The sequence below is a fragment of the Virgibacillus pantothenticus genome (assembly GCF_018075365.1).
Classification (GTDB): domain Bacteria; phylum Bacillota; class Bacilli; order Bacillales; family Amphibacillaceae; genus Virgibacillus; species Virgibacillus pantothenticus.
Genome location: NZ_CP073011.1, coordinates 2,352,111 through 2,364,580 on the forward strand (window position 1 = coordinate 2,352,111; position 12,470 = coordinate 2,364,580).

Below are 12,470 nucleotides of genomic sequence, written 5' to 3' on the forward strand. Positions count from 1 at the left end.
ACTTTCATGTCACCGCCACTTTGCCGTATAAATGGCAGTGTTACGATTATATATTGATAATTATAACATATGCAAACTATCTTTGATTTTCAAAAAAGCAGCATTAATTAATTTGTTTTAGAGTCACACTTTATTTAGTCACAGCAATTTCATACTCTTGATGTTCATGTAAATCTTCACCACTTTCCACATGTATCATTACTTGATACGTTCCTTCTTCAGCAAATGTATGGGAAGCAGTGTATTCACCTGCTTTGCTCTCTTTCGCATCTGCCCATTCTTTATTCTCTGCATCTTTACGACCAAATTCATAACGGACAGAAGCTTCCTCTAAAGGATTCCCATCCATTTGTAAATGAACCATTAGCTCCGTTTCTTCTCCTGCTACCACATTTTCAGGTTCCATAAAGTGCAGATCGAAGCCTCCAGCAGCTTCCTGATCGGCATGTTCATCATCTTCAGATGCATCTTCCGTTTGTCCACTATCTCCTGAACCAACTGTAATGAATTTTTTAGGCATGGTATGCAGATCTCTAGCTGTTGTATGAGCATACATCTCATAAACTCCATCTTTATCAAATGTAATTTTTGCTGTGTAGGTGCCATCTTCATGGTTGGTTGAGTCTAATTTGGTACTGTCGTCTTTATTCCCTTTTTCCCAAACTTCGAAAACAACTTCATCAGCGTCTGTTACTTTTTCTTCACCATAGGTTACGGTTGCCTTTAATTCAACATTTTCACCTGGTTCAGCTGATTCAGGAACTTTAAAATCTACTTTTAACTTCTTAAGTTCTTCTTCCGAATCAGCAGCATCTTTTTCTTTTGTTGTTTCTTGCCCACATGCTGTTATAAACAATAAAACAGCGACTGCGATAAAGATCCATATTTTTTTCATGATACAACAAATCCCCTTCTTCTCTTCAAGTTAGTGATGCTTGCATTGCATCGTTCCATTCATTTGTTTCATTAAAACTTCTTTTGCTTTCTCAAAAGAATACACTTTCCCTCCAAAACCCTTTACAAATTTCTCTGCATGCTCTCGAAACTCGAAAGTTAATAATTGCGGATGACAGCACCCCATATGTAAAGTAGTATCGGTTACGTACCAAGCGATTGGTGCACTGATGGTAGTTTGTCTAAGAAAATCTGGGCAAATGGCTTGAATCACTTTATCTCCAAGTTGTTGTTGACGAAGCAACCCACAATGTGCACAGCAGGCCACTTCAATATCGTGATTAGATAAAATTAACCGATAAGCTAATTTTTCATGGATCGATCTGCTGCAATAGACGCAACGGTCTTGCTTGCTTTCCTCCGTTTTCACTAAAGAAATACCACCGAACGTTTTTGTGATGATGCCTTCTTGCTCCAATATTTTAACATCACGGTGAATCGTCATCTCAGAGACACCGAACATCTTGCTTAAGTCAGTTATCTTTAAATTTTTCTTTTGCAAAATCAGCTCTTTAATACGCGCTTTCCTTTCGAGTGGTAACATAGAAACCTCCTCTCGTTTTATAACATATTCTAACAGTCTACAACAAAATATATCATTTGTAATCGGATACAGCAATACATTTTAGGTGACATGTTTGTGAATTTAATTGTGAATTTTATCACATATAATGAATCTTCAATCACCAGCTATTTTCTCCCTACTGATTGTTAGTACCATAATGGTATGACCTAAAGGGCTCTTACGAAACAGGGCATCTAGGTGCTGTTAACTTCCGCTTAGACTTGTTGCTATACAGATTACCATTACCCAACTCCTGAAGTAGGTGTCTTACGGCACCTTATATTCGGGATAAAATGACCTTTCAATTACTGGGTTTTCTTCACTCTCTATTGATTGTTAGTCAATTAGAATCGGAATTCGACTTGCGCTAGATCTTATTCTGCAGTGGTTCAGTTGACTTTGACAGATTAGAAGACAGGTCTTACTCCCACATGTAAGGTAAAACACAAATAGCCATAAAAAACACATAGCTATTACTCGAGGCCTATTTTCTTTAGCATATATGTAGCAAAGTTGACCAAATGCTCCTGGTCCCAACTTGGGTTCGTTAATTTCTGCTGATAATGATCTAACGTTAGATTTATTAATGGTTTCCAGTTATCAGAAATAATCTGCTTCGCCCATTTGCCTCCTTCTAGCTTGGAAGCTATCACACCTTCCCGAAAATAGTAAAGTGCACGACATAAATTTAAACTATAATAGACTGGAGACTGTATTATAGCAGTTTGTGCGTCTTTTATATCACTGCTTATAGAATACATGAAATACTTTTTATCGATTGGCGGAATAACATCTTCCTTATTTGGACCGTCAACAGTCTTTCCTCTATAGAGCGTTACCACAAGGTGTGCGACTAAATCTGGGTCTGTTCCATTATCACAAAGATAATCCTCATCATTTTCATAGCGATGCTTATGGAATGGAGAATAATGTAATTCAAACGGCGGAGGAAATTGAAAAGGAGATAACGTAGCCGAGTTAATTACGCTAGTTTCAATTTGGACTTGGTAATCAGCTTCTAAAGCGATAAATTGATATATTAATTGCTTTTTTTATTTCGTTATCCACAAGCACTCATTTTATAGGTTCCTATACAGTAAAAAAAACTGCCGTATGAAGCTATTCCTTCAACGACAGTTTTTCTTTAACAAAACGAATCTTTTGATTTTGGTACAGATAGACCAAATAACGGACGTAAATATAAGGCAATAAATGTTCCGCCTAAAGCTAGTATCCCCCATATATAACCGTGTAAGCTAAATGAGGCAATACCACCGAAATACGCTCCGATGTTACAGCCAAAAGCTAATCGAGCTCCATAACCCATTAATAGACCACCTATCACTGATGCAGTGACGTTTTTCATATTTAAGCTTGTAAATTTAAATAAACCACCAGCAGCAGAGGCGATGAAAGCACCAAGAAGGACGCCAAAGTTCAGTACAGTTGTTGAATCAGCAAAAATGGAAGCTTGCAATGATTGAGCATTCTCGCCTTGCCAATAACCCCAGCTTGCAACATCTACACCTAATAGCTGCGCAATTTTTGAACCCCAAAGCGCAAAGCCAGACGTAATTCCCCAAGGAGTTCCTCGAGTCATAAGCGTAAGTGCGTTTAAAACAGCTAATACAATTGCCGCTGCAAATAAAGGCCATGAACCACGTAATATACGCTTCCACCCTTTTGCCGAAGGAACAGTAGCCATTTTAGGAGGTTGTTTTTTTCGCTCTACGATAAAGGTGATCCATGTAATGATTCCGAATAAAATGATAGATAGCAGCCATGCACCACCATACCCCAGTCCTGTTGATGTAGCTAAAGAAATAGTTCCAAAACTCGGTAAATCATCTGTCCAAAACGGAAGATGCATTGCGCCGATCGTTGAGCCAATAATAAAGAAAACTAATGTTACAAACATGACGGATCGTCCCCCACCAACAGCGTATAGGGTACCAGAAGCACACCCGCCACCAAGCTGCATGCCGATTCCAAAAATAAACGCTCCTACTAGCAAGCTGACCCCAACTGGTGAAACATAGCCGCTTACTTCAGCACCAAAAAAAGAATATCCATATGCAAGAATTGGTGCAAATAGCGTAACCGCTACAGCAAGCATTACCATATGTGAACGTATAGCCTCTCCATTGCCTACTGACATAAACCTTCGAAACGCAGAAGTAAACCCAAAACGCGCATGGAATAACGTATAGCCTAATAATAAACCAAGTACTAGCAAAATTGGCTGTACAATTGCTTGAGTCGCAAATAAATATATTACCAGTATGAAAGCAATCATCAAGCCACCTGTAATCAGTGCTGTTTGTGGTTTCTTTAAACGAGAATTACTTGCGGGTATAGGGTCTCTAACTTCACTTACTGGTTGGACTTTCACACAAACCACCCTTTCCTTATAAAAATAGTCGGATTTAGTTTATTATAATACGCGGAATACATTTTTGTGTCAATATTTTTAAAATAGGTCGAACGGAAAATAAAAGTTAATCGTACTTTCCGGTCCATGTCAATTTGACCTTCTAACTATTTTTCCATTTTTGAGCTTCCCCCTGTTTTAGCTCACGCATACGCATATTTTTTTACAAAAAGGTTAATCTAACAGTTACTAAAGGAGGTATTGCCATGTCTGAGCAAAATAAAAATCGTAACAAAGATAAAAACAAGCAAAATAACCAAAATAAACATAATAAACTGCGACCAGACGTTGAATTTTCCAGAGAAAACCCGATGAACCAAGAAATAACGAAACGTAATCCTTAACTTAATATGACAATAGCTGTCTAATAACTAGAGACAGCTATTTTTAATTAACTAGCTAATATAGAAGTACTCCATATTGTATTCGTTTTTGTAATCAACTCCTCTATTTTTGATAAAGCATTTTCTTAGGCTTTTTCCGTGACATCACGTAAACTCAATATAGCTTCTCATTTTATTACAAGGCAAGGTAACGATATAAAGCTATCTAACATATTTCTATGAAGTGAAGCACGATGTAATTCATTTAAATAAAGTGAATCTTCCATCAGTGAGGGTTTTCATTCACCACTGGATCGTTAGTACCGTAATGGTATGATCTAAAGGCAAGACCTCTTACGAAATAGGGCATTTAGGTGCTGTTATCTCCCACTTAAACTTGTTGTTTTACAGATTATCCAACTCCTGAAATAGGAGGCTTCCGGCACCTTATATGGGATACAGAAAATACTAGATCAGGCAATTTTGATATGTAAAGGAGTTTTTTCCGTGCAACAAGTATATAGTGATATCATCCAATATCGCGGCAAACATTACGATTTTGGCTATTATCAAGGAAGTCTGCTTAAAAATTCATTCATTCTTCCTAACCGTAAAAAGCAATGGGGACCGATAAAGGATCGTCATTTTATCATTGACCATCATAGAATAAAAGAGCTGTTACACCATTATGCACCAGGTATTTGGGAAGAATTGCATGGGTTAGCGGACGCATTAAAAATGAATATCCAGGAAGCCATTCAAGAATTTGGCGGCTATTATCTGGAATATGGACGCAGTGGTTGTTCGATTTACACGGAGGCTCATTATATGGTACGGAACTATGATAATGCACCATCTACCTATGAAGGACGTTACTTGATGTATCAACCAACAGATGTTGGATACGCCACCATTGGACCTACGATGCAAATCACTGGGCGCACGGATGGGATGAATGAACATGGATTAGTGATGGGCTATAACTTTATTAATCGCAAACAGTCAAGTGATGGATTTTTATGCAATATGATTGGCCGGATTATTTTGGAATCCTGCCGGAATGTTCAAGAAGCAATTAACTTGTTAAAAGAAATTCCACATCGGCATACATTTAGTTATGTATTACTAGATATACATGGAGAAAAGAAGGTTGTTGAAGCCTCTCCACGAGCAGTTGTTGTACAAGAATCTTCTATTTGTACCAACCACTTTCAAAAATTAACCAATGAAAACCGATTCCGAATGGACGATTCGCTTCGACGTTATCGAGCAATTGAACAGCAATCAGTGAACGTTTTTAATCCCTATCAGGCTTTTCAAATGTTTAACCGCACAGAGTACGGTGTTTTTTCTACTAAATACGGAGCTTGGGCGGGAACACTGCATACTGCATTATATTTACCAAAAACGAAAAATGCCTGGTTTGCATTAGGAGGAAATAGAGAACCTTTTATGTTTGACTTTGATCGTTGGCTGCAAGGAAGAGACACAAATTTTAAACGCATAAAAGGTGTGCTTAGCAGTTCAGAAGTTTTTGTAAATATGAAATATATGGCTTAAAGTTTACAATACAGAAAAATGGAATCTTTCTCATCACGTTCGTCAAGCGTAGAAATACCGCCACAGATGCTGCAACACCAAAAGAAGGTTGCGTTTCATTGAGGGATAAAGCGATCCTTTAATCAGGGGCTATTTTCTTAGCCACTGATTGTTAGTACAGTAATGGTATGACCTAAAAAACTCTTACGAAATAGGGCATTTAGGTACTGTTATCTCCCATTTAGACTTCTTGGACAGATTATCTAACTCTTAAGTCTTACTGCACCTTATATACGGGATAAGCTGAGAAAATAGTACATTATACCAAGAATGCACGCTAAATCATAAGTAATTTATTTCGCTGCTTCGAATACTCTAAACCACTTCCCACCTATGTTATACTAATATACGCAAATGAAAGGAGCAGCTTTTAATGATCCTTATGATAGATAATTATGATTCATTCACCTTTAATTTAGTCCAATATATCAAACAGCTAGATTTCGAAGTCCATGTCGTAAGAAATGATGCTATTACTGTAGAAGAAATACAACATATGCAGCCAACAGCGATCGTCCTGTCTCCTGGGCCTGGTACGCCAAATTCAGCTGGCATTTGCTTAGAAGTTGTTGCTAAATTACATCAACAATTCCCTATACTTGGAATATGCCTCGGGCATCAAACGATTGCCCAAGCATTTGGCGCTACGATTGAAAAAGCAAAAGAACCAATGCATGGCAAAGTATCCCTCATCACCCATGATAATCGAGGAATGTTTCACAACTTAATGAACCCGCTAGCGGTGACAAGGTATCATTCTTTAATCGTGAACAAAGCCACGATCCCAGCTTGTTTGAAAACAAGTGCAACTACGAAAGATGGAGTAGTAATGGCCCTTCGTCATAAAAAATATCCTATAGAAGGGATTCAAGCTCATCCAGAAGCGATTCTATCAGAATGTGGAATCGAATTGTTAAAGAATTTTTTCGCTATGAAGGATGGTTTAGAAAATGAAGCAACATAACCCTTATTTACGCTTTGACTTTAGTAATACAAACCCTATTTCATTTACAGATCCAATTACCATTATTTCTACATATGAACAATCTGAAGTAATTCCTTGTCTACAAGCGATTGAACAATATATCCAAGCTGGTTACTATGCAGCAGGATTTCTTGCTTATGAAGCTGCTCCAGCATTTGACCGTGCATTTGAAGTTCACAACAGTGATCAGTTCCCGCTATTATGGTTTGGTATTTTTTCAGAAGCGAAACCAGCTCAAAAATCGAAGGCACGACCTTTTACAATTGATGAATGGAAACTTCCCATAACTGCTTCAGCGTATAAAAAGAATATCAATCAGATTAAATATCATATTGAAAATGGTGATACTTATCAAGTGAATTATACTGTTCCAATGTTCAGCCGTTTTGCTGGTGATACGTTTGGATATTATCAGCGATTAACCGCATCACAAGCAGCGAACTATTGCGCCTATTTACATATTGGCAGTCACTCAATTTTATCTGCTTCACCGGAGTTATTCTTCCATTTGCAAGCTGGTTTGATTACTACCAAACCGATGAAAGGTACAGCAAAAAGAGGGAATACATTAGAGGAGGATAAAGCAATTGCTGAATGGCTGTACCAATCAGAAAAAAATCGAGCTGAAAATGTTATGATTGTTGACCTATTGCGAAATGACCTAGGTACCATTGCGAAACCCGGCACTGTTCATGTTCCTCAATTATTTACGATTGAACGCTATCCAACGGTATTTCAAATGACTTCAACTGTTACAGCAGAAGTAGAACCAGATATTACTGCTATTTTTAAAGCATTATTTCCTTGTGGATCAATTACTGGTGCGCCGAAAGTAAACACAATGAAAATTATCCACGAAGTAGAAACAGCTCCACGTAATATCTACTGCGGAGCCATTGGATATGTGACGCCTCAAAAAGAAGCTATCTTTAATGTGCCAATTCGAACAGTATTGATTGACAATGTTAGTGGTGAGGCCACTTATGGGGTTGGTGGCGGGATTACATGGGACTCTACAAGCGAAGAAGAGTATGAAGAAATGCTGTCTAAAACACTTGTGTTAAAAAAACAGATGAACGACTTTGAACTTTTGGAAAGTATTCGTTTAGAAAACGGAAAATTTTCTTTGCTTGATTATCATTTAAAGCGAATGGCAAAGTCGGCAGCCTTTTTTTCGTATCCATTTGAAGTAACAAAAATGGAATTGAAGTTAGAACAAATTGCTACGCAATGGAATACTGGGACATATAAACTACGTGTTTTATTAGCCAATACAGGTGAGATCACTTCTGATGTACAGCCTATAAAAACAAATCTGCAAACGTTAAAAGTTAAACTCGCGCAACAGGCAATCGATAAAAGCAATCCTTTCTATTATCATAAGACGACTAACCGAGAAATGTATCACACGTTCTTACAAGATCATCCAGATGCAGATGATGTTCTGTTATGGAATGCAGAGTTAGAAGTTACGGAATTTACAATTGGAAATGTCGTGGTAGAAATGAACGGTGCGTTCTACACGCCGCCAGTACATTGCGGGTTATTACCAGGAACCTTCCGTCAACATGCTATTGAAAAAGGAATGATTAGCGAAAAAATCATTACGATTAAGGATTTGGAATCCTGTTCACGTATTTGGCTAATCAATAGTGTTAGGGGATGGGTTCCTGTTACGCTTGACAGTTGAGCTTTTTAAAAAACGAACATAGAATATTTAAAATGCTCACATATATTCAGCCCGTTTTCTTTATTATCATCAGCTGCTTCGTTTTATTCATTTAATGGTCAACAACAAGACAGCAATCCTCTAAACAGACGCTCGAAGACATAATTTGTAGCTTTTAGCAATGAAGAATTGAGAAAACTACATTCACTTTCATATAGCGAAAAAGCTCCTGGATCGCCATTAAGTGGTTCCGGAGCTTTTGCAATTTTTAATTCTATGAAGGATTTTTTCCCTAGTCCTTTTCTAACCAAGTGCAACATCCAATATCATCATAACTGTAAAGCCAATCATTAAACTCATGGAGGCTAAATCACGGTTCCCTTGTTCTTGTGAGCCAGGAATGACCTCTTCGGCTACCACAAAAATCATGGCTCCTGCAGCAAAACTTAATGCATATGGCAATAAAGGCTGAACAAAGGTTACAGCCAAAGCTCCTATGATACCTGCAATTGGTTCAACCATTCCTGAAAACTGCCCGTACATAAAACTCCTTCTTCTCGACATTCCTTCCCTGCGCAGTGGCATGGAAACCGCAACTCCTTCTGGGAAGTTTTGAATCCCGATTCCAATTGCTAAGGCTACAGCTCCAGCAACGGTTGCTGTTGGTAGATCTGCTGCAATAGCACCAAACGCCACACCAACAGCTAAACCTTCTGGGATATTATGCATCGTAATCGCTAAAACTAGTAGCGTACTTCGTTTTTTACGATTCGGATGAATCCCTTCTGCTTCTTGGATTGGTGAAGTAGGATGCAAATGGGGTAATATTTTATCAATCCCCCAAAGGAAAATCCCACCAAACATAAAACCTACAGCAGCAGGGATCCATGGCGTATTGCCATTTGCTTCAGCCATCTCCAACGCTGGTGCTAATAGCGACCAAAAGCTAGCTGCAATCATTACCCCGCCTGCAAAACCTAACATGCTGTCCATAAAACGTTGATTAAAATTTTTGGTTGTAAAAACGAGAGCCGCGCCAAGTGCTGTCATTCCCCATGTAAATAAAGTTGCAATCAGTGCTTGAATTACTGGATGTAGTGTAAGAAAATAGTCTATGATCATGCGCATACCCTCCAAAACTTCTTTTATTTACCATAATGCCATTTTATCATACATCAGCTTCTCCACCATAAAAATTGTTTTCCTAAGAAGGCTGTAACCGATTTATTATTCTGTTGACGATTACATAAATATAGATTATTTTATTGCTATGTGTACGTGCTGATCTTTTTTATGCTTCGAGTCGCTAAATGCTTGCTTCATCTGAACCTTTGCTCGAATTTAAAACGAGAGCTTACTCATTCTAAACTATTGTATGCTCAAATTAACAAATACTTGCTCGGTTTTTTTCTGCTACCTGCTCAAATGGATGCTCTACCCCTTCCGTTGCTTACCCCAGACCATCCTTTAGTCCAAAAATAATTCGCAATGATAAAGACAATGTATTACAATTATAAAGTAATACTTAATAAGAGGAGGGGGACATTCCTCCTCCACGGCTTGTTCGTACCGTAATGGTATGACCTAAGGGCCTCTGAACGAAATAGGGCATTTAGGTGCTGTTTTCTCTCACTTAGACTTGTTGCAATACAGAACTCCTGAAGTGGGGAGTCTTACAGCACCTTATATACGGGGATAAACGGTCGTAACAAATAAAATTTACCGTTTAGAAGGAAGATGTGATGAGACTTTGGCATGAAAAACTAATTACAAAACTACCGAGACAACAATTATTAGGTCAACATCGAGAATGCTGTGCTTTACGTGGCAATGGCTGGGGGAAAAAGCATGCAACCGTCAATTATTTATTTTACTATTCTCCTTATCGCCTCTTCTTATACCATCAATTGATTATGGATGAAATGAAAACAAGGGGATACTGCGTTGACCCTTTGTGGGAAAATCCATTTTATCGTGGCAAAGCTTGTAGCCAGCATACAGAGGATAGTTTATATGCGCCAGAAGGGAAAGCCCCTCAAAAGCGACCGATCTATCCGGAACATGATGAAGTATATTTACGTGAATGTATCGATAATTTAAAAGCGAAGGGAATTCATATTTGTTTCTAATTTTATGCCTTTTTAAAGGAGGCTACCTGATCACACTGAGTAGCCTTTTTTCGTTGCTGTATAGGATACTATAAAATTAGGTGCTTGGGGATAACGAAATAACCGACTAGTCACGTCCGGCGCATGAGCTCAGCAACTAGGCGAATTTAGAAATGCGCCCTACGGATAAGGCCTCATCGGTTCGTCTCTAAGAGAAGGCCGTCTAAAAACGGGCTTGCCGCCCAGACGTCGGCATACCCCAGTTTTAGTGGCATGATTCCTTTATCTTTAGTTGATTCGTTCCATTCGCTACGTTGCTAAACGAGCGCCCCGCGCCTTTGTTCCTGTTTACCTTAGTTTTATTGTCTCTATTCTCTCTTTAATACGTTGGCGACGATGAAGTACCTTCCAAAATCAACTCACTATTTCACGTAAAATACTCTATTTTTGCGTTAGGGAAAAGCTTTTCGATATATCCACCTAATGTTGCTTTTATATCAGCCTGCTCCTCATCTTTGTATACATATTTGCCGATTCCGTAACGTCCCCACTTATATTTTCTTTTCGCTTCATCTAACTCCAGCTTTGTCATCGGGTAATTTTTTTCAATAACCCGTTTAGCTGGCTTTGTAAAACGATGCTGAATCAGTTCAAAAGTCATATCTTTTTTCGCTTTTTCTGGTAGCATATCTTTTAGTTTTTCAAACATCTCGTGGTAACCGGACTTCCAGCCTTCATGTAAGTAAATTGGCGCTACAATAAATCCTAATGGATAGCCAGCTTCTGCCACTTTCACTGCTGCTTCTATTCGTTCATGAAGTCGTGACGTGCCAGGTTCAAAATATTTAATAATGTAATCATCATTAATACTGAAGCGAAAGCGCGTTCTTCCATTATGCTTTGCGTCGAGTAAATGGTCTACATGGGCGAATTTGGTAACGAATCGCAACTGTCCATACTCCGATTGTCCAAAAAATTCGATCGCTCGCTTTAACGTATGTGTCAAATGATCGACACCTACAATATCAGACGTACAAGATGCTTCAAATCGAGTGATTTCAGGAGCACGTTCGCCCATATACCCCTCGGCAGCTTCAAATATTTCTTCTACATTAACATACGTACGAATATATGGCTTACTACCCATTGTTGTTTGTAAATAACAATAATGACAATGCCCCATACAGCCAGTTGCAAACGGAATAGCATACTCTGCGGAAGGCTTTGACGTGTCAAATTTCAATGTTTTTCGCAGACCGACCACTAAAGTAGATTTAGCTACACGATACCTTTGAAAATGATTGTCTCCTGGTAAATTACGAATTTGATTATGAGAGGTAGTTTTCCTTATTTCAATTCCCATATTTTCAAATTTTGTAATAAGCTCTTTTCCTAAAGGGTATTCCAACGCTTTTGGCTCCACATATACAAGCTGCGGTACGAACGGCTTAACCATAATAACCTTCCTGATCTGGGACACCGAACGCAGTCGCGTAAGCTGCTTCTGCCTCATCGGCAGATTTATATACCGCTACTTCCTCCGTTAAAGGATAATACGTTTCATAAACAAATAGTGCCAGCTCATTTTGGCGTTCCGGGTTTTCAACGACTGCAGCTTGTTGAATATGGGCAACATTTTGAGCATGTGGATTGCGAATAATGATATAAACTACTTCGCCTGGTTGAAAGTTATCATTCACTTCCATCTTTTCACCTAGCTTTCTTCATATTTACACTCATTATGCGCAGGACCACTTCAATTTATTACAATAAAGTTAAGAAAATAAGGATAGTTGCAAACAAATATTTCAAGGCACCTTTTGCTCCTATCCATTG

General features: G+C 38.5%; 12 protein-coding genes. 5 read left to right on the top strand and 7 right to left on the bottom strand.

Annotated features, from left to right (window positions below; genetic code table 11):
- Positions 1 to 130 precede the first annotated feature (130 nt).
- From KBP50_RS11065 to KBP50_RS11080, 4 genes are all read right to left on the bottom strand, one after another.
- Complete coding sequence (locus KBP50_RS11065; protein ID WP_050352508.1) at positions 131 to 895, bottom strand: FixH family protein; 765 nt, start codon at positions 893 to 895, stop codon at positions 131 to 133.
- A gap of 30 nt (positions 896 to 925) precedes the next feature.
- Entirely contained in the window at positions 926 to 1,498 is a 573-nt protein-coding gene (locus KBP50_RS11070; RefSeq protein WP_050352507.1) for a DeoR family transcriptional regulator, read from the bottom strand.
- A gap of 494 nt (positions 1,499 to 1,992) precedes the next feature.
- Entirely contained in the window at positions 1,993 to 2,361 is a 369-nt protein-coding gene (locus tag KBP50_RS11075) for a DUF4111 domain-containing protein (protein ID WP_072742169.1), read from the bottom strand.
- Positions 2,362 to 2,663: 302 nt separating this feature from the next.
- A complete protein-coding gene (locus tag KBP50_RS11080; RefSeq protein WP_232231244.1) occupies positions 2,664 to 3,911 on the bottom strand; it encodes a YeeE/YedE family protein in 1,248 nt (415 codons plus the stop codon).
- 245 nt (positions 3,912 to 4,156) lie between these two features.
- On the opposite strand from KBP50_RS11080, the gene KBP50_RS11085 reads away from it, so the two are divergent.
- From KBP50_RS11085 to pabB, 4 genes are all read left to right on the top strand, one after another.
- Positions 4,157 to 4,294: a hypothetical protein gene (locus tag KBP50_RS11085; protein ID WP_169770803.1), complete on the top strand. Its 138-nt coding sequence runs from the start codon at positions 4,157 to 4,159 to the stop codon at positions 4,292 to 4,294.
- 486 nt (positions 4,295 to 4,780) lie between these two features.
- Entirely contained in the window at positions 4,781 to 5,833 is a 1,053-nt protein-coding gene (locus KBP50_RS11090; RefSeq protein ID WP_050352504.1) for a C45 family autoproteolytic acyltransferase/hydrolase, read from the top strand.
- Between the two features lie 412 nt (positions 5,834 to 6,245).
- Complete coding sequence (locus KBP50_RS11095; RefSeq protein ID WP_050352503.1) at positions 6,246 to 6,836, top strand: anthranilate synthase component II; 591 nt, start codon at positions 6,246 to 6,248, stop codon at positions 6,834 to 6,836.
- Positions 6,823 to 8,547 (top strand): aminodeoxychorismate synthase component I, encoded by a 1,725-nt coding sequence (pabB, locus tag KBP50_RS11100; RefSeq protein WP_050352502.1) that lies wholly within the window; start codon positions 6,823 to 6,825, stop codon positions 8,545 to 8,547. The genes KBP50_RS11095 and pabB overlap by 14 nt, the downstream gene beginning before the upstream one ends.
- 282 nt (positions 8,548 to 8,829) lie before the next feature.
- On the opposite strand, the gene KBP50_RS11105 is transcribed toward pabB, so the two are convergent.
- Positions 8,830 to 9,648: a ZIP family metal transporter gene (locus KBP50_RS11105; RefSeq protein ID WP_244969450.1), complete on the bottom strand. Its 819-nt coding sequence runs from the start codon at positions 9,646 to 9,648 to the stop codon at positions 8,830 to 8,832.
- Between the two features lie 620 nt (positions 9,649 to 10,268).
- Here KBP50_RS11105 and KBP50_RS11110 point away from each other — a divergent pair.
- Positions 10,269 to 10,655, top strand: a complete 387-nt coding sequence (locus KBP50_RS11110) for a TIGR02328 family protein (RefSeq protein ID WP_050352500.1) — start codon at positions 10,269 to 10,271, stop codon at positions 10,653 to 10,655.
- Positions 10,656 to 11,061: 406 nt separating this feature from the next.
- Here the strand turns inward: KBP50_RS11110 and splB are convergent, their stop codons facing one another.
- Together splB and KBP50_RS11120 are read right to left on the bottom strand one after the other, a co-directional pair.
- Positions 11,062 to 12,090, bottom strand: coding sequence for a spore photoproduct lyase (gene splB, locus KBP50_RS11115; protein WP_050352499.1), 1,029 nt, complete (start codon positions 12,088 to 12,090; stop codon positions 11,062 to 11,064).
- The gene (locus KBP50_RS11120; protein WP_050352498.1) at positions 12,083 to 12,340 is read right to left on the bottom strand and encodes a transcriptional regulator SplA domain-containing protein; all 258 of its coding nucleotides are present in this window, start codon (positions 12,338 to 12,340) and stop codon (positions 12,083 to 12,085) included. The genes splB and KBP50_RS11120 overlap by 8 nt, the downstream gene beginning before the upstream one ends.
- Between the last annotated feature and the right edge of the window lie 130 nt (positions 12,341 to 12,470).